Raw genomic sequence first — 26,228 nt, 5'->3', positions numbered from 1 at the left:
CCGCTGCCCACCCCTGGGATGTTGGGGGGCCGCCCGCGGGGCGGGCGCCCCCCCCCCCCCCCCCCCGACGCGCTACGCAGGGACGATGTTCACCAGCTTCGGCGCCCGGACGATCACCTTCCGGATGCCCGCGCCGCCCAGCGCCGCGACCACTCCCGCGTCGGCCAGAGCCGCCGCCTCCAGGTCCGCGTCGGAGATCGTCGGGGCGACCTCCAGCCGGGCCTTGACCTTGCCCTTGACCTGAACGACGCAGGTCACGGTCTCGTCCACGACATACGCCGGGTCCGCGACGGGGAAGTCGGCGTACACCACGGAGTCGGTGTGGCCCAGCTTGCGCCACAGCTCCTCGGCGATGTGCGGGGCCAGCGGGGCGACCAGCAGCACCAGCCGCTCCGCGACCGTGCGCGAGAGAGGCCCGCCGGTCTTGGTCAGGTGGTTGTTCAGCTCGGTGACCTTGGCGATGGCGGTGTTGAAGCGCAGGTTCGCCATGTCCTGGGTGACGCCGTCGATGGCCTTGTGCAGGGCCCGCAGGGTGGCCTCGTCCGGCTCCGCGTCGACGACGGTGACCTCGCCGGTCGCCTCGTCCACGACATTGCGCCACAGGCGCTGCAGCAGGCGGTACTGACCGACGACCGCGCGGGTGTCCCAGGGGCGGGACACATCCAGCGGCCCCATCGCCATCTCGTACAGCCGCAGCGTGTCCGCGCCGTATTCGGCGCAGATCTCGTCCGGGGTGACGGCGTTCTTCAGGGACTTGCCCATCTTGCCCAGCAGCCGGGAGACCTTGCCGCCCTCGTAGTAGTACACACCGCCGTCATGCTCCTCGACCTCCGTCGCCGGGACGGCGATGCCGCGGGCGTCCCGGTAGACGTATGCCTGGATCATGCCCTGGTTGTACAGCTTGTGGAACGGCTCGCGCGACGAGATGTGCCCCAGGTCGTGCAGCACCTTGGACCAGAAGCGGGCGTACAGCAGGTGCAGTACGGCGTGCTCGGCGCCGCCCACGTACAGGTCGACGCCGCCGTGCGGCTTGCCCTCGCGCGGCCCCATCCAGTACTGCTCGACGGCCGGGTCGACCAGCGCGTCGTCGTTGTGCGGGTCCAGGTAGCGCATCTCGTACCAGCACGAACCCGCCCAGTTGGGCATGGTGTTGGTCTCGCGGCGGAAGCGCCGTACGCCCTTGCCGTCACCCAGGTCCAGCTCGACGTCGACCCAGTCCTCGTTACGGGACAGCGGGGTCTCGGGCTGGGTGTCGGCGTCGTCCGGGTCGAAGGTGCGCGGCGAGTAGTCCTCGACCTCCGGCAGTTCCAGCGGCAGCATCGACTCGGGCAGCGGGTGTGCCACACCGTCCTCGTCGTAGACGATCGGGAACGGCTCGCCCCAGTAGCGCTGGCGGCTGAACAGCCAGTCGCGCAGCCGGAAGTTGACGGTGCCCTCGCCGATGCCCCGGCCGGCCAGCCACTCGGTGATCTTGGCCTTGGCCTCGGTCACGCCCAGGCCGTCCAGCGAAATCGTCGTGTCGGACGAGTTGACGATCTTGGCGTCGTACGAGGAGAAGGCGTCGTCCCAGGTGGCGGGGTCCGTGCCGCGGCCGTCCGACGGCTCGACGACGCAGCGCATCGGCAGCTCGAAGGCGCGGGCGAAGGCGAAGTCACGGCTGTCGTGTGCCGGGACGGCCATGATCGCGCCGGTGCCGTAGCCCATCAGGACGTAGTCGGCGATGAAGACCGGGACCCGCTCGCCGCTGACCGGGTTGGTCGCGTAGACACCGGTGAAGACGCCGGTCTTGTCCTTGGCCTCGGCCTGCCGCTCGACGTCCGACTTGGCAGCGGCCTGCTTGCGGTAGGCGGCGACCGCGTCGGCGGGGGTGGCGTGGCCGCCGGTCCATACGTCGTGGGTGCCCTCGGGCCAGGTGTCCGGGACGATGGAGGGCGTGCCGTCGGCGCCCGAGATCAGGTCGTGCTCCGGCGCCAGCACCATGTAGGTGGCGCCGAACAGGGTGTCCTGGCGGGTGGTGAAGACGGTGATCTTGTTGTCGCCCACCGGGAAGTCGACCCGGGCGCCCTCGGAGCGGCCGATCCAGTTGCGCTGCTGCAGTTTGATGGCGTCCGGCCAGTCCAGCGCGTCCAGGTCGTTCAGCAGCCGGTCGGCGTAGGCGGTGATGCGCATGTTCCACTGGCGCAGCTTGGACTTGAAGACCGGGTAGTTCCCGCGCTCGGAGCGGCCCTCGGCGGTGACCTCCTCGTTGGCCAGCACCGTGCCCAGGCCGGGGCACCAGTTGACCGGCGCGTCGGAGGCGTATGCCAGGCGGTACTCGCCCAGGATGTTGGCCCGCTCCAGGGGGCTCAGGTCGCTCCAGGCCCGCCCGTCGGGGGTCCGGCGGGCGCCGGACTCGAACTGGGCGACCAGGGTGTCGATCGGGCGCGCCGCGTCCGCCTCCGGGTCGTACCAGGAGTTGAAGATCTGCAGGAAGATCCACTGGGTCCACTTGTAGTACGCCGGGTCGATCGTCTCGATCGAACGGCGCTGGTCGTGGCCCAGGCCCAGGCGGCGCAGCTGGCGCCGCATGTTGACGATGTTGGCCTCGGTGGAGACCCGCGGGTGGGTGCCGGTCTGGACGGCGTACTGCTCGGCGGGCAGGCCGAAGGCGTCGAAGCCCAGGGTGTGCAGGACGTTGTGGCCCGTCATCCGCAGGTGGCGGGCGTAGACGTCGGTGGCGATGAAGCCCAGCGGGTGGCCGACGTGCAGGCCCGCGCCCGAGGGGTAGGGGAACATGTCCATGATGAACTTCTCGGGGCGTGCCGCCCGAGCGGCGTCGCCGGCCAGATCGCCGCTCGGGTTCGGGGCCTCGTAGGTCCCGTCCGCCTCCCAGACGTCCTGCCAGCGTGCCTCGATGTCGGCGGCCAGCGCAGCCGTATAGCGGTGCGGCGCTGCCACCTCGGTGGGGGCACCCCCACCCGCGCCATTAGCAGCGGGGGAGTTGGTCGTCTCGCTCATCGTCCTCAAAGCTCCATCGATCGTCTCTGCCTGCGGCTTGCTGCGACACGGTTTCTGCGGAAACAAAAATGCCCCTCGCACAGGAGGGGACGCCGCGCCGATGCCGACCCGGGCGGCCACAGCGGATGGCCCGGTCGGGACTGATCAGCGCGGCCCGCTAAGCAGAAGGCGTACGGCACGCATGGCGTCAGGGTACCGCAGGGCGTAAGGGGCCCGCGCCGGGTGTTCCCCCCGGCGCGGGCCCCTCCCCCGTACGCCCCGGTCCCAGAGGCGTACGGAGCGCCTCAGGGGCGGTAGGAGCTCACATATCCGGCACCGGGCGTGCCCACGCCGGTGACCTCGTCGTAGCCGACGGTCGCCTTCAGCGAGCTGTCCTTGCCCAGGGTGCGCAGCGAGGTCGTGGTGCCCTTGCTGTCGTCGGCGCCGTTGACGTAGTCGACCCGGACGACCGCGAGGTCCCGGCCGGCACCCAGCGGGTGGTCGGTGACGTCGTGGTAGGCGGCGGTGCCGTAGCGCTGGTAGATGCCGGGGTTGGCGAAGCCGATGGCGACGCCGTGCCGGGCCTGCTGGGCCAGCGCCTGGACACCGGCGATCACCGGCGCGGCCAGCGAGGTGCCGCCGATGCGGTACTCGTCGTAGCCGAGCTTTCCGTCCGGCAGGGTCTGGGTCTGGCCGACCAGGAATCCGGTGTTGGGATCGGCGACCGCCGCGATGTCCGGAACGGTGCGCATGGCCCCCTTGAGGGCAACGCCGGAAAGCCCGTCCGGGACGACTCCGCGCTGGTAGAAGGGCTGCGGGACGGTCTTGCTGACACCGCCGCCCGCGCCGCCGTTGAAGGCACCGGGGAAGCCGGTCCAGTTCTTGCCGTCCTTGGACAGCGTCGCCTTCAGGGTGCCCCAGCCGGTCTCCCACTTGTACGTGTCGCGCTTGCCGACGGCCAGAGAGGTGCCGCCGACCGCGGTCACCCAGGCGGAGTTCGCCGGGGTGTCCACCTGCTTGCTGCCGGTGTTGGCGACCTCGTCGCCGTTGTCGCCGGAGGAGAAGTAGAAGCCGATGCCCTGTACGGCGCCCTGCTGGAAGATCTGGTCGTAGGCGGCGGCCACGTCCGGTGTCTCGTTGGCCTCGATGTCGCCCCAGGAGTTGGAGACGATGTCGGCGAGGTGCCCGTCGACGATCTTGCCGAGCGAGTCGAGCAGATCGTCGTCCGCGCAGGAGGCGCCGCCGACATAGACGATGTCGGAGTCGGGAGCGACCGCGTGGACGGCCTCGACGTCGAGGGTCTCCTCGCCGTACCAGCCGGCCGCGCCGCACTCGTCGATGTGCGAGTACTTCTTGGGCAGCACCTGGGAGAGCTGGCCGGCGCGGTAGGGCCGGTCACCGTTGCGGGCGGCGTACTTGGCCGCGTCCTGGGCGATGGTCGGCGAGGCATAGGCGTCGGTGATCGCCACGGTGACGCCCTTGCCGGTCCACTTCTTCGCCCCGTAAGCGGCGCGCAGCTGCTTCCCGGTGTAGCCCTTGATCGCGTACGGCGCCTTGCTCCCGTACGCCGACGGCAGGCTGCGGTCGGTCCTGGAGCCGTAGTACGAGGAGAACGGGCCGGAGTTGCGGAAGACCGGGGACGGCGGCGGCAGTTCGGCGGAGTGATGCCTGGCGAGCCGCGGCGCGTTGTCCAGGCCGGTGACCGTCAGGACGGCGTCGGCCAGAGAGGCGGGCGCGGAGGCGGTGGCCGACGGTGCGTGGTAAGTGTGGCCGCTCTTGAGGTAGTTGTGCAGGTCGGTGGCGAAGGCTCGCTCGGCGGCGGACGCGTCGCCCTTGACCGTCACATAGCGGTTGGTGGTTCCGGTGACCTTCAGGCCGGACTTGGTCAGCCAGTCGGTCACCTTGGCTATCTGGTCGTGCGTGGCGCCGTAGCGGGCGCGCACCTGGGCGGCGCTCAGGTATGCGCCGTACGCGGCGGAGTGCGGGTCGGACACCGCCCTGGCGTAGCTCGCCAGGCCCTTGGCGTCGCGGCCGGCCAGGTAGACGCGCGCGGTGATGCCGGTGGAGCCGGAAGTGGCGCCCCGGTCGGTCCTGCTGGTGGCCCACAGGGGCTTGGTGCCCTGCAGCGCGTGCCGGCCGCCGTCATGGCCCGCGGCGTCGGCCGCCGGCGCGCCGAGCGCAAGCGCACCCGCGACCAGCGGCAGCGCCGCCACCCAGGCCAGACCGGTGCGGGCGCGCAGTGCTCTGGTACGGCTTGATCTCATGTAACCCCCTGCTGTGGCGATGCGGCACGCGTCACCGCACAAGCGGTGAAGACGTTGGTCACGCTCGGGCGATCCGCCACTCTTTCGGTGAACTGTCCATGTCAGGGACAAGTGATCGCCAAGAAGGACTCAAGGAATGGCAAGGATTGAGCAGGGGAGAGACAGGGGAGCCGGATGTGACACGAGGGGCGGTCAACCCTCCCTGCCAGGGAAGCTCACTGACAGGCCATCAAGAAAGGCACATCGGCAATGCACAACAAAGCGGGCCGTCTGTATCGGACGACCCGCTTGTCTTCTGTGGAGCTAAGGAGAATTGAACTCCTGACCTCCTGCATGCCATGCAGGCGCTCTACCAACTGAGCTATAGCCCCTTGCTGTATTTCCGCCCGGTTCCCCGCTGCGGCATCGCCTACATTACACGGCCCTCCTGGGCTTTCGCCAAATCGTTCTGCCCCGGCCCTCCAGGGGGACCCGCGATACTGTCGACGGTCCGTGCCCGATTCGTCCTGGGGAGCCGTACGCCGTGACCGCGCTGGAGCTGGAACAGCCCACCGACCCCCGCGGCTCCACCTCCGTCAGGGGCCTCCTGCGCCGGCACCCGACTCTGATGGCGGCGCTGGCCTGCGCCCTTTCCTTCACCGCCTTCTGGGTCGCGCAGCGGCTCGCCCAGGTGACCATGATCGACCTCATGGTCTACCGCGCCGAGGGCTGGACCGCCCGCAACGGCGAGGACCTCTACGACATGGTGGCCACCTCGGCTCACCTGCCCAACACCTATCCCCCCTTCGCCGCGCTGCTCTTCACCCCGCTCACGCTCGTCGGCGTCCCGGCGATGCGCACCCTGGCCACGGCCGGCAACCTCGCCCTGTTCGTCTGTGTCGTGCACCTCTCCCTCCGGCTGGCCGGCCGGCCGCGACGGCTCCCCCGGCCCGCGGCGACGCTGGCGGTCTCCGCGCTGCTGGTCTGGGTGGAACCGGTCTGGACGACGCTGCGCTACGGGCAGATAAACCTCCTTCTCGCGGTGCTGGTGCTGTGGGACCTCACCCGCAAAGACACCAACCGCTGGGCGGGCATCGGCATCGGCATCGCGGCCGGCATCAAACTCACCCCGGCACTGTTCGCCGTCTTCCTCGCGCTGGCGGGAGCCGTCCGCGCCGGGCAGCTGCTGCGCTCCGGCGCGGGCGCCCGGGCCGCCTGGAACCCCTGGCTGCGCCAGGCCTGCGTCGCCACCGTCACCTTCCTCGTCACCGCCCTTCTCGCGGCGCTCGTCCTGCCGCGCGACTCACACCGCTTCTGGACCGAGATCGTCTTCGCCGCCGACCGGGTCGGCGAGGTGGAGATCACCGCGAACCAGTCGCTGCGCGGCGCCCTCGCCCGGCTGCTGCACACCCATGACCCGGGCACGGCCTATCTGGTGGCGGCAGGGCTGACGGCCCTGTTCGGACTGGCGCTGGCGGCCGGGTCGCTGCTGCGCGGACCAGGGGCTTCCCCGGCCGTCGGCCGGGGGAGCGCCTGGGCGGCCGTCGCATGCGCCGCGACCGCCCTGCTGGTCAGCCCGATCTCCTGGTCGCACCACTGGGTGTGGGCCGTACCGATGCTGATCCTGCTCGGCTCCGAGGCGCTGGGACGCAGCGGCCGTGCCGCCCGGCGCTGGTGGGCGGCGACCTTGGCGGCGGGCCTTCTGTTCTGCTCGTTCGCGCTGTGGTGGGTGCCGCACCGCTGGCATCACCACCAGGAACTGCACCAGAACGGCATCCAGATGCTGCTCTCCGGCAGCTATCCGCTCGCCGGCCTGGCGCTGCTCGCACTGACCGCGGCCCGGCTGCGGAGGCTCGGTGTGCGCCGCGCCGACAGGCCCGTACGGCCCCGTCGCCACCCTTGATCCGGGCGCCCCTCGCCGGCCGGTGCCGGCGATCGGGCCTTGTGCAGCAGACGCCCCGTCAGCCACCCGCCCCGGCCGGGCCCTCGCGTGTGTGATCGCCGTACCGGTCATGACGCGACCCCCGTGTCGCCTCCCCCGTGCCGCCGGCCGTCTCCGGCGGCAACTCTTGGTCCCACAACGTCCCGCAAATGCCAGGGAGTTCCGCTCTGCCCGGATCCGGCGGAAAGAATCTTGGCGGGGCGGTGAGATCAGGCCGTGGCGAACGAGTAGAAGCGTTTCAGCGTGCAGTGCTCGTCCAGCAGTCGGCCGTAGATCGGCTCTCCGTCGAGTTCACGGTAGGTCTCGATCGGGTCGCCCTTTATGACCAGGGCGCGGGCGCATTCCTCGCACCAGTACTGGTAGTCGGCATTGACCGGCTCCATGTCACGGACGATGGGCGTGCCGCTGCCGCACCAGTCGCATTTCCTGCTGTGAGCGCCCATCAGTCAGCTCCAACTGTGGCCGCAGGCCGTACAGACGAAAGAAATACCGCCGTTGTCGCCCAGCACCTGGGCGACATGGGAGGAACCGCACGAGGGACACTGCAAAGCGCAGGCGACGCCGCCGCGGCCTGCGGCCCAGGGACCGTCGACAGGGCAGGTGAAACGGAGCGCGTATTCCGGAAGCCAGTCATATCCCTGCGCCTCGGCCAGTTCGAGCAGGTCATTGACCTCCTCAAGGATGCTCGGCGGCATCACGATCACTCCTCCCCTGGGCGCCGTCCGATTCTGCCACGGACCGCCGACGGGGTCAGGTCCGCCTTTTCGCCGACCCGACGAACACACCGACGGCCGCCGCGCCCGCCAGGGCGAGCACCGTCACCCATAGTGCCCGCGGCGCTGCGCCCGCCCCCGGCACATCGAGCCGATTCAGGAAGAGCGTCCCGAAAAGGGCGGTCCCCATCAGCAGCCCGACCTGGTTGACGGTCACCACCAGACCACTCGCATCCGCCGCGTGCTCCGTGCGGACGGACCCCAGCGCACCGGAGAGATTGGGGCTGTGGGCGAACCCCATCCCGGCCCCGACCGCGACATACGCGGCAAATACCCAGACCCCGCCGTCCCCGCCGTCCTTGAGCGCCGGCCCGACCCCCAGCACCGCGACGCACACCAGCCCGAAGCCGCCCGGAACCAGCACCGGGTGCAGCCACCTGGGCAGCCGCTGCCACCCCAGCCCCACCGCCCCGTAGGCGAGCGCGGTCGGTACAAAGGACTGCCCGGTCCGCGGCGAGCTGTAGTGGAGCGCATTCTGGAGATGCAGCGTCAGCGCGAAGACACAGCCCGCGTTGACGGCCATCACCAGGGCGATCCGGACCACCGCCGGCGGCATCCCCGGGGCCCGCACCACCCGCGGCGCGATCAACGGCGCACCACCGCGCCGCGCCCGCACCGACTCGTACGCCACGAACGCCGCCGGCAGCACCGCACCGGCCCCGAGCGACCACCAGGACCATCGCGGCCGGCCCGCCTCCTGGCCGAGCACCAGCGGCACCGTGACCAGCGTCAGCGCCCCTGCCAGCAGCACCAGCTCCGGCAGATCCAGCCCATGGGCCGGCCCGGCCGGGCGGTCCTTCGGGATGAGCCGCGCGCCGGCCGCCAACAGGACGGCGCCGAGGGGCACATTGACCAGGAACACCGGCCGCCGGCCCGCGCCGAAGAGGTCCGCGCTGACCAGTACACCGCCCGCGATCTGCCCGCGGGCCGCGCCGACCGCCATCACCGCGGTGTACGCACCGAGGGCCCGCGTGCGCGCCTCACCGGTGTACGACCGCTGGATGAGCCCGAGTACCTGGGGAATGATCACCGCGGCGCCCGCCCCCTGGACGACCCGGAAGGCGATCAACTGGCCGGTGCCCGCGGCCAGTCCACAGGCCGGCGAGGCACCGGTGAACACAGCGAGCCCGGCCAGGAACGTCCGCCACGGGCCGACCGGTTCCCCCAGCCGCGCACCCGGTGATCAGCAGCGCCGCGTACGCGATCGTGTAGCCCGCGACGACCAGCTGGAGCGCGGCGCCCGAGGCCCGCAGATCCGCGCCGATCGAAGGGGCGGCAACGTTGACGATCAAGAGGTCCAGCAAGGCCATGAACTGCCCGGTCAGGACGACTGCCAGCAGCCGCCGGGAACCGCTTCCCGGCCCGTTGTCAGTGCCACCGCCTTTAATGGCCGGTGGAGTTGACGGAGCGATGACCAGCGTCGGCGGCGCTGCAGAGGACATCGCGGAGCAATTGGTGTCTGCCATGGCAGGGAGCCTGGCGGCTGACCGATACCCGTAACGAGAGCCCGCCGATGCTGGTACCGACAGCACCTGGCAGGCCCCTGTGCCTGCCCTGACGATGGGGGTGTGTGCAGCATGACGACCTCGGCCCGGCAGCCGGCCCAGCGACGGCGCCCGGAGCTCGCGGCCTTCCTGCGGGGCCGCCGCGCCCGGGTGACTCCTCAGGACGTCGGTATGCCACCAGGGTTGCGCCGCCGCCCGCCCGGCCTGCGCCGCGAGGAGGTCGCCCAGCTCCCCGGGGTCGGTGTGACCTGGTACACCTGGCTCGAGCAGGGCCGCCCGATCAACGCCGGCGGCCAGGTGCTGGACGCCGTCGCCCGCACGCCGCGGCTGGACGACGCCGAGCGCGAACATCTCTACCACCTGGCGGAGGTGGCGTACGCCCCCGCCCGTGAGGCCGACGTGCAGACGGTCGGCCCGGAGGTGCGCGGCATCATCGACGCCCTGGTACCGCTGCCCGCGGTGGTCTACAACGCCCGCTATGACGTGCTGGCGTGCAATACCGCCTCCCAAGAGGTCTTTCCCACCATCGCGCCGGCCCGCGGCCCGGCCCGCAATGTGCTCTGGCAGCTGTTCACGATGCCGCCGGGCTGCTGCGCGATCCGCAACCGGGACGAGGAGTTCCCCGCTCTGGTGGCGCAGTTACGTGGGGCATACGGGCGACATGTGGGCGAGCCGGCGGGGGAGACGCTGATCCACCGGCTGTCGCGGACCAGCGCCGACGCCGGCCGATGAGGAGAGCCGCGAGCGGACGGCGGCGCTGCGCGGCCACCACGACCCGCTGATCGGCTGCCCGGACCATCTGCAGCCCGCCTCACAGGCCGGCGCGGAGCAGGCACGGGGTGGGAGCGCAGCGGCGGCAATGCACAGAAGGCGACCGGCAACGCGCAGCCGGAGGCCCGGTGACGCGTACTGCCCCGGCAACGCAGAGATCCCGCCCCCTCGCTGGAGGGGACGGGATCATCCGGGCTGTGGAGCTAAGGAGAATTGAACTCCTGACCTCCTGCATGCCATGCAGGCGCTCTACCAACTGAGCTATAGCCCCGGGTCTTGTTCCGCTCCCCCGGGTCTCCCCCGGCGGCGCCGCGAACAAGAAGAACTTTAGCCTGCGACCTGCCCAGATGTGAAATCCGGCCCCGGAGGCCGGCAGGTGGGGCCGGTCCTGGAGTCAGTCGTCGTCGCCGAGGACCGGCTCGGGGAGGGTGCCGGCGTTGTGCTCCAGGAGGCGCCAGCCGCGGGCGCCTTCGCCCAGGACGGACCAGCAGCAGTTGGACAGGCCGCCCAGGCCCTCCCAGTGGTGGGCGTCGAGGCCGAGGAGCCGGCCGATGGTGGTGCGTATGGTGCCGCCGTGGCTGACGACGACCAGGGTGCCGCCCACGGGCAGCTTGTCGGCGTGGTTGAGCACCACGGGGGCGGCGCGGTCGGCGACCTCGGTCTCCAGTTCACCGCCGCCGCGGCGCACCGCCTCGCCCCGCTTCCAGGCGGTGTACTGGTCGCCGTACCGCGCGAGGATCTCGTCGTGCGTCAGACCCTGCCAGGCGCCCGCGTAGGTCTCCTGGAGAGCCGCATCGTGCGTCACATCGAGCTGGGTGAGCGCGGCCAGCTCATTGGCCGTGGCGGCAGCGCGCCGCAGGTCGGAGGCGATGATCGCATCCGGCTTGAGGGCGGCGAGCAGCCGGGCGGCGCGGCGCGCCTGCCCGATGCCCATCTCGGTCAGTTCGATGTCCGTCGAGCCCTGGAAGCGGCGTTCGAGGTTCCAGGCCGTCTGGCCGTGGCGCCACAGGACGACGCGACGGCCGCGGTCGGTTTTCGTGCCGTTCAGTGCAGCTCTCCGTCCTGCGCGCCCGCCGTGGCCTCGGCGTGGGCCGCGGCCTTGCCACGGGTGGCCTTGGCCTCCTCGGGGAGGTCGATCTCGGGGCAGTCCTTCCACAGGCGCTCGAGCGCGTAGAAGACACGCTCCTCGCTGTGCTGGACGTGCACCACGATGTCGACGTAGTCGAGCAGCACCCAGCGGGCCTCGCGGTCGCCCTCACGGCGCACCGGCTTGGCGCCGAGGTCCTTGGAGAGCCGCTCCTCGATCTCGTCGACGATCGACTTGACCTGGCGGTCGCTGGGCGCCGACGCCAGCAGGAAGGCGTCGGTGATCGAGAGGACGTCGCTGACGTCGTACGCGATGATGTCGTGCGCGAGCTTGTCGGCTGCCGCCTGAGCGGCGGCGTTGATGAGCTCGATGGAGCGGTCCGTGGCGGTCACAAGCGGCTTTCCGGGTCGGGGGCTGCCCCGCCGGCCGGGTGCGGCAGGCGAGGCGTTCGAGTACCCCTCAAGGGTCTCACGGACCGCCGACACTCCCGGAAGCCTTTTCGAACCCTCCGTTCGGGCGCCCCGCCACTGCCCGCGGGCCGCCCGAACCCGCTGGTCAGCCCTTGTAGTCCTGACCCAGCACAACGGTGATGTCGGCGTTCGAGGCGCCCTTGCCCTGTTTGACCGCACCGGTCGGCAGCCCCAGCGTCTTGGCGACCTCTGTCGCCTGGGCCTTCTTGCCGGCGTCCGCGTAGGTCACCTGGGACCTGGCCCTGGCCACCGTCTCGCTGCCGTCGTCGACGAAGGTGTAGCCGCCGTTGACCAGCGCGACCTGTGCCTTTCCGGTGGCGCTCTTGACCCCGCCGGCGTTGCGGACCGCGACCCGGGCGACCGCGTCCGGGGCGGCCTTCTTGACCGTGCCGCCCAGCACGTCCTTGACGACGGCGGCCGAGGCGGCCTGGCCGAGCGTGCCGTTCGCCTGGACCGGCAGCAGGGTGGTGCGGTAGGCGCCGGTCTTCGCCAGCTCCGCCCGCTGCGCCAGCGAGCTGCCCAGCTCGGCCTCGGTCAGCGGCGGGTCGAGGACCTGCAGCAGCGTCTTGACCGTGGCGGTGGCGCCGTCCGCGTCGGTGGAGATCTTCTTCAAGGTGGCCTGCATGACCTGCCCGAACCGCTGCAGCTGCCTGGTCTGGGTCTCACGGGGCCCCAGGTAGGTGGCGTAGGCGACGGCTGCCTGGCCGTTGAGGTCCTGGCCACGGCCCTGTTTGACCACCGGGGAGTCACCCTTCTTGGCGCCGGGCACGGTGGCGTCGGTGTCCAGGGTGATGCCGCCGACCGTCTCGACGAGGTTCTCCAGATACGGGGTGTCCAGTCGCCAGCTGGCCTTGAGGTCGGTGCCCAGGAGGGTGTTGAGGGAGTCCTTGGTGGCGTCGGCGCCGTCCTCCTTGACGGACTTGGCGAGCGTGGTGGGGGTCCCGTCGTCCTTGGGGAGGACAAGGCTGTTGGGCAGGAGGACGGTGGTGCCCTTGTGGGTGGTCGTGTTGTCCACCAGGAGCGCCGTCGAGCTGTTGCCGGTCTTGGTGTCCCGCAGGTGGACCACCAGGACGTCCCGCTTCTGCCCGCCGACGGCGGCCGGCCCGTCGGTGCCCGGCCCGGCCAGTCCCGGCAGCTTGCCCGCCCACCACAGATAGCCGACACCGCCGGCCACCAGGAGCGCGAGCACGACGGACAGCGCGACGATCCGGCTGCGGCCGCGCCGCTTGGCCTCCTCGCGCCGCTCGGTGCGGCTCTCGGTGAACTTCAGCCAGTCGATGACGTCTTCGGAGTCCTCGTCCGGCTCCTCGATGAAGGAGAACTGTTCGGTGTGGTAGCCGCCTTCCGGGGCCGCCGAGGAGGGCTTGCCCGAGGGCGCCGCCGGTTCCGCGGGAGCGGCGGTCCGGGGCTCCTCGTCGTACGGCTGCTCGTACGGGGGCCGCGGCGCCTGCTGCGGGATCCACTCCTGCTGGGCCTGCTGCCCGCCCGGCTGCTGCGGGGGCTGCGCATACGGGTCGTACTGCTGCGCATAGCCCTGCTGCCGTACCTGCTGGTGGCCGTAGGCGTCGTAGCCGTACTCCTGCTGCGCCTGGTACTGCTGCCCGCCCTGTTGGCCCTGCTGCCCGCCGTACTGGCCGTAGCCGTCATAGCCGTCGTACGCCCCGGCGGCGGGTGCCACCGGCTGTCCGTACTGGTCGTACGCCTGCTCGTACGGCCCCTGGGAGGCGTCGCGGTACACCGGCTGCCCGTAGGCGTCGTAGGTATAGCCCGGCTGACCCTGCCGCTCCTGGGCATACGGGTCCTGGGCATACGGGTCCTGCGGCCCGTACGGATCGTGTCGGTCGCTCACCGGTGCCCCTTCCGTCAGGTGCGTCAGCGGTCGCTGCGGTACAGCTGTTTCTTGTCGATGTAGCGCACCACTCCGTCGGGCACCAGGTACCAGACCGGCTCTCCCTGGGCGACGCGCTCTCGGCAGTCGGTCGACGAGATGGCCAGCGCGGGCACCTCGATCAACGACACCGCCCCTTCGGGCAGCCCCGGGTCGGCCAGGACATGGCCGGGCCTGGTCACCCCGATGAAGTGCGCCAGCGAGACCAGCTCCGCGGCATCGTGCCAGGTCAGGATCTGGCTGAGCGCATCGGCGCCGGTGATGAAGAACAGATCCGCGTCCCGGTGCTCGGCGCGCAGATCACGCAGCGTGTCTATCGTGTACGTCTTGCCGCCGCGGTCGATGTCGATGCGGCTGACGGAGAACTGCGGGTTCGACGCGGTCGCGATGACCGTCATCAGATACCGGTCCTCGGCCGGGGACACCGTCTTGTGGCTCTTCTGCCACGGCTGCCCCGTGGGCACGAAAATGACCTCGTCGAGGTGGAACTGGCTGGCCACCTCGCTGGCGGCGACAAGGTGTCCGTGATGGATCGGGTCGAACGTCCCGCCCATCACTCCGAGCCGCCGCTTCACGGGCCCTGTGTGCTCTCCCATGCGTGCAGACCCTACTGGGCGCCGCGCGATGGTGGGGGGCCGGTGCCGGGGCTCAGCGGTCGCGGTTGAACCGGGTCGTGATCCACAGCAGGAGAAGCAGGATGAACAGGGCGCCGCCGCCGGTCAGGAACGGGCTGAGGCTGGCGTGACCGCCCTCGTGTCCGGGTTCGGCGGCAAGGGAGACCAGGGACTGTGCGGTGGTGTGCAGGCTCATCGTCGGCAGAACCAATCCGGGTGGGGTCGGGCAGTTACGTCCGCCACATCGTAAGCGTCAGCTCACCGCGGGCCCACGGCGACTCCACCCGCAGCCGCCGGGGGGCACCTGCGCAGGTCAGTCCTGGTTGCCGTAGCCGCGCAGCAGGAGCCATGCGAGGAACACCGCACCCAGGACGCCGACGATGATCACGGTGCGCAGGATCCAGCCGGGACCGTCCGCCCCAGGGGTCTGCTGGACGGCGGCGAGCAGCATGCTCGAATGCAGCATGAATGCGCTCCCTTTTGTACGAGTGTGTACGGGCATTGGTGCGATCGCCAGCCTACGCCCGAGCATCCAATCCGCTGTCAGCGGCGTCCTCTAGTCTGAAACACACGAAGTCGAACAGGGGGAGGCCCCAATGACGGAGAGCCCAGGCGGCAGCGACAACGTACCCAGCCGGGACCGCAGGCGGTTTCCCGGAATCTCGTCCCGCGCATACGAACACCCCGCGGACCGCTCGGCGCTGGTGGCGCTGCGCAAGCTGAGCGGATTCGACACCGTCTTCAAGACGCTCAGCGGTCTGCTTCCGGAGCGCAGCCTGCGGCTGATGTTCCTGTCGGACTCGGTCCGGGTCGGCGACCAGCAGTTCCCGCACCTCAACGACATGCTGCGCGACGCCTGCTACATCCTGGACCTCGAGAAGGTCCCGCCGATGTACGTCAACCAGGACCCGAACCCGAATGCCATGTGTATCGGCCTGGACGAGCCGATCATCGTGGTGACGACCGGCCTGGTCGAGCTCCTGGACGAGGAGGAGATGCGGGCGGTCGTCGGCCACGAGGTCGGCCATGCGCTGTCCGGTCACGCCGTATACCGCACGATTCTGCTGTTCCTGACGAACCTGGCCCTGAAGGTCTCCTGGATCCCGCTGGGCAATGTCGCGATCATGGCGATCGTGACGGCACTGCGCGAATGGTTCCGCAAGTCGGAGCTGTCGGCAGACCGGGCCGGGCTGCTGGTCGGGCAGGATCTGCAGGCCTCGATGCGCGGTCTGATGAAGCTGGCCGGCGGCAATCATCTGCACGAGATGAATGTCGACGCCTTCCTCAAGCAGGCGGAGGAGTACGAGGCGGGCGGCGATCTGCGCGACTCCGTGCTGAAGATCCTCAACCTGCTGCCGCGCAGCCACCCGTTCACCACCGTACGGGCGGCCGAGCTGAAGAAGTGGGCGGCCAGCCGCGACCACCAGCGGATCATGGACGGTCACTACCCGCGCCGGGACGAGGACAAGGACACCTCGGTGTCCGACTCCTTCCGGGACTCCGCGGCCCACTACGCCGACTCGGTGCGCAACAGCAAGGACCCGCTGATGGGCCTGGTGCGCGACATCGCGGGCGGCGCGGGTGACTTGGGCGGCAAGCTGCGCGACACAGTCTTCCGTGGCGGCTCGCGGCCCGACGGCGGTGCCAACGGCTCGGGCGGTGCTAGCGGATCGGACGGCTCGGACTCGGCTGGGCACTAGGCGCCAGTTCACCGCAGAGCGAGGGATTGGCCCGGCTCCTGGCGTACGGGTCGGTGCTCGTCGGCCGGTCGTTCCCGGCGTGCTGCCCGGCAAGCAGCGGGCGCAGGGTGTCGGCCGGCTTCGAGGAACAGGCCAGCGGCCCCGCCTGGAGGTTGCTCTGCACGACTTCCAGGCGGTGGTCGGTCAGGTCGTCGCGGTCGATACGGACGTGGACCTCGCGCCGGACGGTGAACAGCGAGGCGGCGCCCGGCGTGACCTTGCCCACGCCATGATCGGCGGGGCCGTTCTTCAGTGCCTGGGCGGTGGGCCGTACGGCGTAGACAAAGGTGTAGTCGGCGGTGACATCGAGCGTGTCCGGACTCAACTCCGCCGCCTGGAGCGTGCCGTTGACCCGCACGTTCCGGTCGGCGAGGCGGGTCTCCTTGGGGTCGAAACGGACCAGCCAGCCGGCCGCCGCATAGCGGCCGTTGTCGTCGGGGCGCGTCATGCTCCGGTCGAACTGGTCGAGTTGGCCGGTGTCCAGCAGCAGCCGCACCGGCCGTACGGAGGCGCCGGTGAGCGTGGCCGGGTCCACCGAGGAGCGGACGAGGTAGTCCTTGGCGATGGTCAGGGCGGAGACGATCTGGCCGCCGGAGAAATGCTCGGTGCGGGAGACGACGGGCAGATTGATGCCCGCGGCGCCGATCCGGAAATCTTTCGCCGGACTGTGCGCGAAGAGGTCCTCGGGCGTCGCGCCCGGCACGGCACCGGCCGGTGCGAGCGGTACGACCGCGGAGCGCAGCGGCTGCACTTGCGCCGTGTCAGGGGTCTTGTAGGGGTGCCGGATGCCCATGTAGACGGCGGTGCCGAAGGCCAGCACGATCAGCAGCACCAGCAAGATCGCCTGCCGGGAGCCGCCGGCGGCACGCAGCAGCCAGCGGTGGCGCGGCTTGACAGCGGGCGAGTGCTGCTCGCCGAGCCGCTCGTCGGCGGAGAATTCCTGCAGCCGCGCTGCGCGCACGAACGATTCGTCGAAGACAACGGATCGGTATTCGTCCTCACCGCCTCCCGGGGCGCCGTTGGGCGTCCCTTCGGGAGGGTCACCAGGCCCGGTCATACAACTAGGGTAGGTCCGCCAAGGCGAAGGTAAACGCCGGGACGGACGCCAACTTCACCGGAGCGCTCCGTTCCGCCTACTGGCCGGGCGGACGCCCGGCACGCCGTACGCCCGCGGCCACGCGATCAGTGCGCCCGGGGCGCCGCGGACGCCGCCGGCGGCGCGGATTCCGCGGACGCGGAGGGCACCAGGCCGGGCCGCATCGTACGGACGCCCTTGGGACCGCTGGAGGACGGCTCGCTGGAGGCGGGCCGTGGCGCCGGGCTCTGGTTCTTGCCGGAGGCCCCGCGGTAGACCGCGCTGAAGGCCAGCGCGACCAGCCCTATGCCCATCACGATGGCCAGCACCCAGGCCATCGGCCGGTGCCAGCGGGGCCCGCCGCGGTACGGCCGCAGCGACCCGCCATAAGGGCCGTACGGGCCGTACTCGCCGTAATCCCCGTAGTCGCCGTACAGGTCGTGGTCGTCGGCTCGCCGGGCCGCCTCGTCCCGGGCGGCGCGGCCGTCCGCAGCCTCCGGGCCGAAGCCGGGCACCGAGCGGGCCGCCTCGGCCTCGGCGCGCGCCTCGGCGGCGGCCAGCATCCGCTCGACCGCCGAGGGCTCATGGATCCGCGCGGAGCGGACGAATTCCTCGTCGAAGACCACGGCAGCGAATTCCTCATCCGCTCTTCCGTGGCTCCCGTGGTGGTGCTCGTCGGGCTCTTCGCCGTCCGGGAACGGCTTGCCCCCCACGTCGTCCGGCACCCGTCCAGGGTAGCCTCGCCCGCGCATTTTGGGCAGGGATCCGGCCGGGCAGAACCACCGACCGCAACCCACCACGGCTCCCGCCCCGGCCCACCACGCCGTACGGTGCCGCCGCTAGCGTGTGTGCCCGTCGCCGGTGACGATGTACTTGGTGGACGTGAGCTCCGGCAGGCCCATGGGGCCACGGGCGTGCAGCTTCTGGGTGGAGATGCCGATCTCGGCGCCGAAGCCGAACTGGCCGCCGTCGGTGAAGCGGGTGGAGGCATTGACCGCGACGGTGGTGGAATCCACCAGCTGGGTGAACCGGCGGGCAGCGGCCTGCGAGGTCGTGACGATGGCCTCGGTGTGGCCGGAGGTCCAGCGCCGGATGTGCGCGACGGCCGCGTCCAGGTCGGGCACCACGGCGGCCGCGATGTCGTACGAGAGGTACTCCGATGCCCAGTCCTCGTCGGTGGCGGGGGCGACCAGCCCGGGGCCGGCCTGCTGCCAGGCGGCGTCACCGTGCACGATCACCCCGGCCTCGGTCAGCGCCTCCAGGGCGCGCGGCAGGAACTTCTCCGCGATCCCGGCGTGCACCAGCACCGTCTCGGCGGCGTTGCAGACGCTGGGGCGCTGTGCCTTGGAATTGATCAGGATGTCGATGGCCATGTCGATGTCGGCGGCCTCGTCGACGTACACATGGCAGTTCCCGGTGCCGGTCTCGATCACCGGGACGGTGGACTCCTCGACGACCGTACGGATCAGGGCGGCGCCGCCGCGCGGGATCAGCACGTCCACCAGGCCGCGGGCGCGCATCAGCTCCCGTACCGAGTCGCGGCTCTCGCCGGGGACCAGCTGCACCACGTCGGCGGGCAGCCCGGCGCCCTCGACGGCGTCCCGCAGCACCTGCACCAGGGCGGTGTTGGAGGCGTACGCGGAGGACGAGCCGCGCAGCAGCACGGCGTTGCCGGACTTCAGGCACAGGGCCGCGGCGTCCACGGTCACATTGGGGCGGGCCTCGTAGATGATGCCGATCACGCCGAGCGGGACGCGGACCTGGCGCAGGTCCAGGCCGTTGGGCAGGGTCGAGCCGCGCACCACCTCGCCCACCGGGTCGGGCAGGGCCACCACGTCGCGGACGTCCGCGGCGATCGCCGCGATCCGCTCGGGGGTGAGGGTGAGCCGGTCCACGATCGACTCGGAGGTGCCGGCGGCCCGCGCCTTGGCGACGTCCTCGGCGTTGGCGGCGACGATGGCGTCCGTACGCTCCACCAGGGCCTCGGCGATGGCGAGCAGCGCCCCGTCGCGGGCCGTGCGCGGCAGCGGCGCCAGGACGGCGGCCGCCTCCTTCGCACGGCGGGCGGTGTCGAGGACGGGCGAGGTCTGCGATGCGCTGCTGGTCATGGCCGAAGCGTAGCTGGCACCGTGCGGCGGGGTGGGCCGGGGCAGGAGCCGTTGTCGGTTGCGGTAGGTGGGCCGGATCCGTGGGGGCCCAGCCGGCACCGTGCGGCGGGGTGGGCCGGGCAGGAGCCGTCGTCGATTGCGGTAGGTGGGCCGGGTCTGCAAGGGGCGCCCGGGTTCCCTAGGGGTTGGTCGAACAGATGCCCTACGGGACGAGGGCGCCCCTTGCAGACCACAACGTGGCGGGGCCGGGAGGGATTCCGTGCCGCCCGCCGCGGGCCGGTACGGATGCATGTCGGCCTAGTACGGATGCACCCCCACCGGTGCCGCCGGTGGCGGGCCGTAGCCTTCTGCGATCCGCTGGTGGTAGGTCTCGCGGTCGATGACCTCCAGGCCGACGATCTCCCACGGCGGCAGCTTGGCCGTCGAGCGGTGTTCGCCCCACAGCCGCAGCGCGACCGCCGCGGCGTCGTGCAGGTCCCGCGCCTCCTCCCAGTAGCGGATCTCGGCGTGGTCGTTGGCATAACGGCTGGTCAGCAGGAAGGGATGGTCGTGGGCGAGCTGTTCGAGCGAGCGCCGGACCTCCTTCAGGGGAGCCTCGGCCCCCGAGACACTCAGGGTGATGTGCCACAGCCGGGACGCCTCCCGGCGCTCGCCCTGCGGCGTCGCCGGTGCCGTCCCGTTCCGCTCCGTACGCTCGTCGTCCGGGCGGCCGGCATCGTCGCCGGCCCGGACGCTGGTCAGTGTGCGCTCCGCCGTCCCTCGGGGCAGAGCCCCCGGGCGCCCTCGTCTCACCGGCGGCCTCCTGTGATGCGAATCGCTCCGCCCTCGGGAGTGCGGAGCCGATTGGTGCGGTCGTACTTCGGCGTGTGCGCTCGCGCGCTGCGGGCGCCGCTCCCCTACGGCGCCCCCGCAACAAAGTTGACCAGCCCGCGGGCCCTCGCGGGGCCGTTTTCGCGAAGGTCCCCGTGGAAAGGCCGGACTTCACACCGGCCCGTGGAGGGTGTTTCCCGGTGGTCCCGCGGCGTTTGCCTGCGATGTTTCCCCGTCGTGACGGCCGTCAGTGGCCCGTCAGGTGCTCAGTGGTGCAGCAACACCAGATCGTCGCGGTGGATGACCTCGCGCTCATAGGCGGGGCCCAGCTCACGGGCGAGATCCCGGGTCGAACGGCCCATCAAACGTGGGATTTCCCGGGCATCGAAATTGACGAGCCCGCGGGCCACCGCGCGGCCGCCGGCGTCCCGCAGCTCGACCGGGTCCCCGGCGGAGAACTCACCTTCGACGGAGGCGATGCCGGCGGGCAGCAGCGAGGAGTGCCGGTCGACGACGGCCGCAACGGCGCCGTCGTCCAGGACGAGCGCACCCTGCGGCGTGGAGGCGTGCGCCAGCCACAGCAGCCGGTCGGCGGAGCGGCGGCCGGTGCGCAGGAAATGGGTGCCGGTCGGGCCGCCGGCCAGCGCGTCCGCGGCGTGCACGGCCGAGGTCAGGACGACGGGGACACCCGCCGCGGCCGCGATCCGGGCCGCCTCGACCTTGGTGACCATGCCACCGGTGCCGACCCCGGCCTTGCCCGCGCTCCCGATGGAGACGCCCTCCAGGTCCCGGGGACCGGTGACCTCCGCTATCCGGGACGTGCCGGGGGTGGCGGGGTCGCCGTCGTAGAGGCCGTCCACGTCGGAGAGGAGGATCAGCAGGTCGGCGCGGACCAGGTGGGCGACGAGCGCGGCCAGCCGGTCGTTGTCGCCGAAGCGGATCTCGTCGGTGGCGACGGTGTCGTTCTCGTTGACGATCGGTACGGCGCCCATGGCCAGCAGCTGGTCCAGGGTGCGGTAGGCATTGCGGTAGTGGGCGCGGCGGCTGGTGTCGTCGGTGGTCAGCAGGACCTGCCCGACCCGCCGGCCGTAGCGGGCGAAGGAGGCGGTGTAGCGGGCGACCAGCAGGCCCTGGCCGACGCTGGCGGCCGCCTGCTGCCGGGCCAGGTCGCGGGGGCGCCGCTCCAGGCCCAGCGGTGCGAGTCCGGCCGCAATGGCACCGGAGGAGACCAGGACGATCTCCTTGTCCTGGTGCTTGGCCAGCACATCCACCAGCGCATCGACGCGGTCCGCGTCCAGCCCGCCGGCTGCCGTGGTCAGCGAGGAGGAACCGATTTTCACCACGATCCGGCGGGCGTCCGTAACGTCCTGCCGTGCGCCCCTTGCGCCTGCCACCTGCATACCCCTGTTATCGCTCGCCCCGTAAAACGGCCCTACGGGCGCAATCTACGGCAGGTCGCGCCACCGGTGCGCCCGGATATCGCCTGACGGACGCCCCCGCGGACACCGGGGTTCGCCGCGGCGCCGCCTTCACCCGGTCTCCTGGCGGTGTTCGCCCCGGCCTTCGTGGGAATTTCTTAAGACGACGGCGGTCGCCAACGGGTTGCGTTCGATTGGTCCGCTTTCGCGGTGATGAGAGCCACAGCAGATTGTCACCAAGGCCAACAAGGTCATACGGTCGGGTGTCCATCGGTCCCGTTTCGCCGCTCCGGCGGCGTCGCAGCGCGGGACCCGGCCGCCCCCCTCGGCCTCCCCCTGACCTTTATTGCTGCCAGGAGCCCTCCCCCGTGCCTTCCGCCGGAATCGTCCCCCGCCGAGCCGTACAGCTCGCGGCCCTCTTCGCGATGATGCTCGCGTTCACCGCTCAGCTACTCGGTGCGCTGCTGCCCGTCATTCCGCTGTTCATCGCCGCATCCGTGGTCAACCTGGGACTCGACCTGATCCTCCAGCACAAGCAGCCCGGCCTGCTGTCCGTGCTCGGCCGGATCCGCTTCGACGTCACGGTGCGCCAGTTGCTGCGCGACATGCTGATACTGGTCGGCCTGCTGCACATCGACGGCATCAATCCGCTCGAGGAGCAGGCGCCGCTCACCATCACGCTGCTGCTCTTCTACGGCACCCACTTCGTGTGCCAGGCGGTCGCGGTGCTGGTCCGGCGGACCCGCAGCCTGCCGTTCGTGACGCGGAACATCGACGCCGGTGCGCTGCGGCTGTCCGATGCCCCGCCGCGCATCCTCTCCCGCCAGACCGGCCGGCGGCTGCTGCGCTTCTCGGTGCCCAGCACGACGGGCATGATGCTGACCTCGATCACCACCGACGCGTACTGGGGCGGCATCGGCCTGGCCGTCTCCCTGGTCCTGTCCGCCGGCGGCACCGTCTACCTGGGTACCTGGCTGCTGCCCAAGAAGCGGGTGCTGTCCGAGCAGCGCGCCCTGGAGTGGCTGGACAACTGGCTCGCCGAGTACAAGCCCACCGTCGGCATGTACTTCTCCGGCGGCGCCTCCTCCGCCTACCAGGCCAACATGTGGCTGAGCACCCTCGCCGACCTGGACGGCAACCCGATCATCGTGCTCCGCGAGCGCTTCATGGTGCAGAAGATCGAGGCCACGGACATCCCGATCGTCTGTATCCCCAAGGTCGCCAACCTGATGCGCCTGGAGCACTCCGCGCTCAAGGTCCTGCTGCACCCGGCGAACTCCGGCAAGACCTCGCAGATCCTGCGCATCCCCTCCATCAAGCACGCCTTCATCAACCACGGGGAGAGCGACAAGCTGTCCTCGTGCAACCCGTACGCGAAGGCGTACGACGAGGTCTGGGTGGCGGGCCCGGCGGCCCGTGACCGCTACCAGCTCGCCGACATCGGCGTCGAGGACAAGGACGTCGTGGAGGTCGGCCGCCCCCAGCTGTCCCCGATCCGGCCGTACGAGGGCGCCCCGGCCGGCCGTCCGACCACCGTGCTGTACGCCCCGACCTGGGAGGGCTGGGACGGCAATCCGGGCAACACCTCGGTGATCCTGGCGGGCGAGAACATCGTCCGCGAGCTGCTCGCCGACGAGAACGTTCGGCTGGTGTACAAGCCGCACCCGATGACCGGCTCCGTCGACCCGCGGGCCAAGGCCGCCAACGCCCGTATCCAGGCGATGATCACCGAGGCCAACGGCCGGCGCAGCGGTGCGCAGCCCGCCCCGGAGGCCGCCGCCGAGCTGGACCGCTGCGCCGAGGAGCTGAAGCAGCTCACCACCTCCGGCTTCCGCAAGAGCGCGGACGAGCTGGAGCGGATGCGGCTGCAGGGCACCCCGGAGGAGGGCCGCGCGGCCGCCGTGTCGGCCGCCCTGTCCGCCTGGGAGGAGGCCTACTGGAACTCCTTCCCGGAGTGGCAGCACCTGATCATCACCACCGCCAAGCCGGCCATCTTCCCCTGCTTCAACCAGGCCGATGTGCTGATCAGCGATGTCTCCAGCGTCGTCTCGGACTACCTGACCAGCGAGAAGCCGTACGCGGTGGCCAACACCTCCGGGATGGCCGAGGCCGACTTCCGGGCCAACTTCCCGACCGTCCGGGCCGCGACGATCCTCACGCCCGAGGCGGACGGCGTGGCCGCGCTCCTGGAGGCCGTACGCAACCCGGAGCAGGACACCCTCGCTGCCGAGCGCGCCGAGCTCAAGGAGCATCTGCTCGGCCCGTCGGACCCGCCGTCCGCGGTGCGCTTCAACCAGGCCGCGCTGGCGCTGGGCACCAAGGCCGACGAGCGGCGGGTACGGATGGAGAGCCGGCTGGCCGGTATCCCCGGGCAGCGCTCGCAGGATGCCGTGAACGCCGCAGACGCCGCCGAGACGGCCGATCACGAGTCCGACGGCGCCACGGACGAACCGGCGGCCGTCTAGCCCGCAGCGGGGCGCCCACGGCCCCGCACAGCGGCTTTGCGACACGCTGCACGACAACGGGGAAGGCCCCGGGAGGATCTCCTCCCGGGGCCTTCCCCGTTGTCGTGCGTTTCCTGCCCGCCCGCAGATGCCGTCGGGGGCACCGTCAGAACGGCCGGAAGCCGTCGTACTCCTCGTCGGACTCGTCCCGCTGCGCGTCCCGGTCCCTGCGGCGCTGCGTGGCCGGCCGGGGCGCCTCCAGACGGTGGTCCTCGCCACGGCGGCCCAGCATCTCCGCCCCGGCCGCCATCATCGGCTCCCAGTCGAACACGACGGCGTTGTCCTCGGCACCGATGGCGATGCCGTCGCCGGCGTGGGCGCCCGCCTTGCGCAGCGCGTCCTCCACACCCAGGCGGTTCAGGCGGTCGGCGAGGTAGCCGACGGCCTCGTCGTTGTTGAAGTCGGTCTGCGTGATCCAGCGCTCGGGCTTCTCGCCCCGTACGCGGAAGAAGTTCTCGCCCTCGGCCGTGACCGTGAAGCCCGCGTCGTCCACGGCCTTGGGCCGGATGACGATACGGGTGGCTTCCTGTACGGGCTTGGCCGCACGGGCCTCGGCGACGATGCCGGCCAGCGCGTACGACAGCTCCTTGAGGCCCATGTGGGCGACCGCCGAGACCTCGAACACGCGGTAGCCGCGCTCCTCCAGGTCGGGGCGAATCAGGTCGGCGAGGTCCTTGCCGTCCGGCACATCGATCTTGTTGAGGACGACCACCCGGGGACGGTTGTCGAGACCGCCGTACTGGGTGAGCTCCTCCTCGATGGTGTCGAGGTCGGAGACCGGGTCGCGGTCGGACTCCAGGGTCGCGGTGTCCAGAACGTGGACGAGCACCTCGCAGCGCTCGACGTGCCGCAGGAACTCCAGGCCCAGGCCCTTGCCCTGGCTGGCGCCGGGGATCAGACCGGGGACGTCCGCGATGGTGTAGACGGTCGAACCGGCGGTCACCACACCGAGGTTGGGCACCAGGGTGGTGAAGGGGTAGTCCGCGATTTTCGGCTTGGCGGCCGAGAGGACCGAGATGAGGGAGGACTTTCCGGCGCTGGGGTAGCCGACCAGGGCCACGTCCGCGACGGTCTTCAGCTCGAGGACGATGTCGCGGGCCTCGCCGGGCTCGCCGAGCAGCGCAAAGCCGGGGGCCTTGCGGCGGGCCGAGGCCAGTGCGGCGTTGCCGAGGCCGCCGCGGCCGCCCTGGCCGGCGATGAAGGTGGTGCCCTGGCCGACGAGGTCGGCCAGCACCTCGCCGTTGCCGTCCAGGACCACGGTGCCGTCGGGAACCGGCAGCACCAGGTCCTGGCCGTTCTTGCCGGAACGGTTGTCGCCCGCGCCCGGCGCACCGTTGGTGGCCTTGCGGTGCGGATGGTGGTGGTATTCGAGGAGCGTGGTGACGGCCTGGTCGACGACCAGGATCACATCGCCGCCGCGGCCGCCGTTGCCGCCGTCGGGGCCGCCCAGCGGTTTGAACTTCTCCCGCATAACGGAGGCCACGCCGTGGCCTCCGTTACCCGCGGCGACATGCAGCTCGACGCGGTCCACGAAGGTGGTCATGGTGGGGGTGCCTCCAGATAAACGGGATTGTCTGCGTACTGCGGAATGTCTCTGTCGTAACACGCCAAGGGCGGACCGGCCTTCCCGCTCTCGCGGGAGGCGGTCCGCCCCTGGTGTGTGCTGTGCTACGTCCGTGCCGTGATCAGGCGACCGGGACGATGTTCACGACCTTGCGGCCACGGTGGGTGCCGAACTGCACCGCGCCGGCCTCAAGGGCGAACAGGGTGTCGTCGCCGCCGCGGCCGACGCCCGTGCCCGGGTGGAAGTGGGTGCCACGCTGGCGGACCAGGATCTCACCGGCGAGGACGGCCTGACCGCCGAAGCGCTTCACGCCGAGCCGCTGAGCATTGGAATCGCGACCGTTCCGAGTGGACGATGCGCCCTTCTTATGTGCCATGTCTCCTCAGTCCCTTACTTCGCCGGAGCGTCGATGCCGGTGATCTTCAGCGCCGTGTGGAGCTGGCGGTGGCCGATCCGCTTCTTGTAACCGGTCTTGTTCTTGTACTTCTGGATCCGGATCTTGTCGCCCTTGTGGTGGTCGACGACCTCGCCCTGGACCTTCACGCCGGCCAGGACCCACGGGTCACTGGTGACCGAGTCGCCGTCGACAACCAGCAGCGTCGAGAGCTCGACGGTGTCGCCGACCTTGCTGGTGGAAATGCGGTCAACCTCGATGACGTCGCCGACAGCAACCTTCTGCTGGCGCCCGCCGGTGCGCACGATCGCGTACACGCGGAACTCTCTTTCGCTAGGAACGGATCC

General features: G+C 71.0%; 21 protein-coding genes, 2 tRNA genes and 2 pseudogenes. 4 read left to right on the top strand and 21 right to left on the bottom strand.

Going from position 1 to position 26,228, the window contains the following annotated elements:
- Nucleotides 1-72: 72 nt before the first annotated feature.
- The 3 genes from AB0D04_RS28045 to AB0D04_RS28035 form a co-directional block, all read right to left on the bottom strand.
- Nucleotides 73-2,997: a class I tRNA ligase family protein gene (locus AB0D04_RS28045; RefSeq protein WP_362708644.1), complete on the bottom strand. Its 2,925-nt coding sequence runs from the start codon at nucleotides 2,995-2,997 to the stop codon at nucleotides 73-75.
- Between the two features lie 284 nt (nucleotides 2,998-3,281).
- Nucleotides 3,282-5,240 carry a S53 family peptidase gene (locus tag AB0D04_RS28040; protein ID WP_362708641.1) on the bottom strand — a complete coding sequence of 653 codons (1,959 nt, stop codon included), beginning with the start codon at nucleotides 5,238-5,240 and terminating at the stop codon, nucleotides 3,282-3,284.
- 298 nt (nucleotides 5,241-5,538) lie between these two features.
- Nucleotides 5,539-5,611: transfer RNA gene (locus AB0D04_RS28035), tRNA-Ala, on the bottom strand.
- Between the two features lie 152 nt (nucleotides 5,612-5,763).
- On the opposite strand from AB0D04_RS28035, the gene AB0D04_RS28030 reads away from it, so the two are divergent.
- Entirely contained in the window at nucleotides 5,764-7,122 is a 1,359-nt protein-coding gene (locus AB0D04_RS28030; RefSeq protein ID WP_362708639.1) for a glycosyltransferase 87 family protein, read from the top strand.
- A gap of 248 nt (nucleotides 7,123-7,370) precedes the next feature.
- Here the strand turns inward: AB0D04_RS28030 and AB0D04_RS28025 are convergent, their stop codons facing one another.
- From AB0D04_RS28025 to AB0D04_RS28015, 3 genes and pseudogenes are all read right to left on the bottom strand, one after another.
- On the bottom strand, nucleotides 7,371-7,604 hold the full coding sequence (locus AB0D04_RS28025; RefSeq protein WP_004571982.1) for a hypothetical protein: 234 nt from the start codon (nucleotides 7,602-7,604) through the stop codon (nucleotides 7,371-7,373).
- 3 nt (nucleotides 7,605-7,607) lie between these two features.
- Entirely contained in the window at nucleotides 7,608-7,856 is a 249-nt protein-coding gene (locus AB0D04_RS28020) for a hypothetical protein (RefSeq protein WP_362708648.1), read from the bottom strand.
- 55 nt (nucleotides 7,857-7,911) lie between these two features.
- Nucleotides 7,912-9,244: pseudogene (locus AB0D04_RS28015) on the bottom strand (MFS transporter).
- A 267-nt stretch (nucleotides 9,245-9,511) separates the two neighbouring features.
- On the opposite strand from AB0D04_RS28015, the pseudogene AB0D04_RS28010 reads away from it, so the two are divergent.
- Nucleotides 9,512-10,427: pseudogene (locus tag AB0D04_RS28010) on the top strand (helix-turn-helix transcriptional regulator).
- On the opposite strand, the gene AB0D04_RS28005 reads toward AB0D04_RS28010, so the two are convergent.
- The 7 genes from AB0D04_RS28005 to AB0D04_RS27975 all read right to left on the bottom strand — a co-directional run bounded on the left by AB0D04_RS28005 (nucleotide 10,409) and on the right by AB0D04_RS27975 (nucleotide 14,735).
- Nucleotides 10,409-10,481, bottom strand: a tRNA-Ala gene (locus tag AB0D04_RS28005). The pseudogene AB0D04_RS28010 and the gene AB0D04_RS28005 overlap by 19 nt on opposite strands.
- A 123-nt stretch (nucleotides 10,482-10,604) precedes the next feature.
- Nucleotides 10,605-11,258, bottom strand: a complete 654-nt coding sequence (locus AB0D04_RS28000) for a histidine phosphatase family protein (RefSeq protein WP_362708646.1) — start codon at nucleotides 11,256-11,258, stop codon at nucleotides 10,605-10,607.
- Nucleotides 11,255-11,689, bottom strand: coding sequence for a ribosome silencing factor (gene rsfS / locus AB0D04_RS27995; RefSeq protein ID WP_362708636.1), 435 nt, complete (start codon nucleotides 11,687-11,689; stop codon nucleotides 11,255-11,257). Before rsfS ends, AB0D04_RS28000 begins: the two co-directional genes overlap by 4 nt.
- A gap of 163 nt (nucleotides 11,690-11,852) precedes the next feature.
- Complete coding sequence (locus AB0D04_RS27990; RefSeq protein ID WP_362708634.1) at nucleotides 11,853-13,616, bottom strand: LytR C-terminal domain-containing protein; 1,764 nt, start codon at nucleotides 13,614-13,616, stop codon at nucleotides 11,853-11,855.
- 23 nt (nucleotides 13,617-13,639) lie between these two features.
- Nucleotides 13,640-14,251, bottom strand: a complete 612-nt coding sequence (gene nadD, locus AB0D04_RS27985; protein ID WP_362708631.1) for a nicotinate-nucleotide adenylyltransferase — start codon at nucleotides 14,249-14,251, stop codon at nucleotides 13,640-13,642.
- Between the two features lie 52 nt (nucleotides 14,252-14,303).
- Nucleotides 14,304-14,465, bottom strand: coding sequence for a hypothetical protein (locus AB0D04_RS27980; RefSeq protein WP_362708628.1), 162 nt, complete (start codon nucleotides 14,463-14,465; stop codon nucleotides 14,304-14,306).
- Nucleotides 14,466-14,582: 117 nt separating this feature from the next.
- A complete protein-coding gene (locus tag AB0D04_RS27975) occupies nucleotides 14,583-14,735 on the bottom strand; it encodes a hypothetical protein (protein ID WP_362708626.1) in 153 nt (50 codons plus the stop codon).
- Between the two features lie 130 nt (nucleotides 14,736-14,865).
- On the opposite strand from AB0D04_RS27975, the gene AB0D04_RS27970 reads away from it, so the two are divergent.
- Complete coding sequence (locus AB0D04_RS27970; protein WP_362708623.1) at nucleotides 14,866-15,969, top strand: M48 family metallopeptidase; 1,104 nt, start codon at nucleotides 14,866-14,868, stop codon at nucleotides 15,967-15,969.
- Here the strand turns inward: AB0D04_RS27970 and AB0D04_RS27965 are convergent.
- The 5 genes from AB0D04_RS27965 to proB form a co-directional block, all read right to left on the bottom strand.
- Nucleotides 15,932-17,065 (bottom strand): hypothetical protein, encoded by a 1,134-nt coding sequence (locus AB0D04_RS27965; RefSeq protein ID WP_362708620.1) that lies wholly within the window; start codon nucleotides 17,063-17,065, stop codon nucleotides 15,932-15,934. The two genes, AB0D04_RS27970 and AB0D04_RS27965, sit on opposite strands and share 38 nt — an antisense overlap.
- Nucleotides 17,066-17,190: 125 nt before the next feature.
- Entirely contained in the window at nucleotides 17,191-17,808 is a 618-nt protein-coding gene (locus tag AB0D04_RS27960; RefSeq protein ID WP_362708618.1) for a hypothetical protein, read from the bottom strand.
- Between the two features lie 114 nt (nucleotides 17,809-17,922).
- Nucleotides 17,923-19,191 carry a glutamate-5-semialdehyde dehydrogenase gene (locus tag AB0D04_RS27955; protein ID WP_362708615.1) on the bottom strand — a complete coding sequence of 423 codons (1,269 nt, stop codon included), beginning with the start codon at nucleotides 19,189-19,191 and terminating at the stop codon, nucleotides 17,923-17,925.
- Nucleotides 19,192-19,488: 297 nt separating this feature from the next.
- Entirely contained in the window at nucleotides 19,489-19,983 is a 495-nt protein-coding gene (locus AB0D04_RS27950; RefSeq protein ID WP_362708612.1) for a hypothetical protein, read from the bottom strand.
- A gap of 284 nt (nucleotides 19,984-20,267) precedes the next feature.
- Nucleotides 20,268-21,395 carry a glutamate 5-kinase gene (proB, locus tag AB0D04_RS27945; protein WP_362708610.1) on the bottom strand — a complete coding sequence of 376 codons (1,128 nt, stop codon included), beginning with the start codon at nucleotides 21,393-21,395 and terminating at the stop codon, nucleotides 20,268-20,270.
- A 392-nt stretch (nucleotides 21,396-21,787) separates the two neighbouring features.
- On the opposite strand from proB, the gene AB0D04_RS27940 reads away from it, so the two are divergent.
- Nucleotides 21,788-23,884, top strand: coding sequence for a hypothetical protein (locus AB0D04_RS27940; protein WP_362708608.1), 2,097 nt, complete (start codon nucleotides 21,788-21,790; stop codon nucleotides 23,882-23,884).
- A 145-nt stretch (nucleotides 23,885-24,029) separates the two neighbouring features.
- On the opposite strand, the gene obgE is transcribed toward AB0D04_RS27940, so the two are convergent.
- The 3 genes from obgE to rplU all read right to left on the bottom strand — a co-directional run bounded on the left by obgE (nucleotide 24,030) and on the right by rplU (nucleotide 26,198).
- Nucleotides 24,030-25,466 (bottom strand): GTPase ObgE, encoded by a 1,437-nt coding sequence (gene obgE, locus AB0D04_RS27935; protein ID WP_362708605.1) that lies wholly within the window; start codon nucleotides 25,464-25,466, stop codon nucleotides 24,030-24,032.
- A 142-nt stretch (nucleotides 25,467-25,608) separates the two neighbouring features.
- Nucleotides 25,609-25,863, bottom strand: a complete 255-nt coding sequence (gene rpmA, locus AB0D04_RS27930) for a 50S ribosomal protein L27 (protein ID WP_362708603.1) — start codon at nucleotides 25,861-25,863, stop codon at nucleotides 25,609-25,611.
- A 14-nt stretch (nucleotides 25,864-25,877) separates the two neighbouring features.
- On the bottom strand, nucleotides 25,878-26,198 hold the full coding sequence (gene rplU, locus AB0D04_RS27925; protein ID WP_006605648.1) for a 50S ribosomal protein L21: 321 nt from the start codon (nucleotides 26,196-26,198) through the stop codon (nucleotides 25,878-25,880).
- Nucleotides 26,199-26,228: the final 30 nt, after the last annotated feature.

It is taken from the genome of Streptomyces sp. NPDC048483 (assembly GCF_040651455.1).
In the GTDB taxonomy this organism is placed as follows: domain Bacteria; phylum Actinomycetota; class Actinomycetes; order Streptomycetales; family Streptomycetaceae; genus Streptomyces.
Note: the sequence above shows the minus strand (reverse complement) of the source record. Positions and strands in the feature narration are given on the sequence as shown.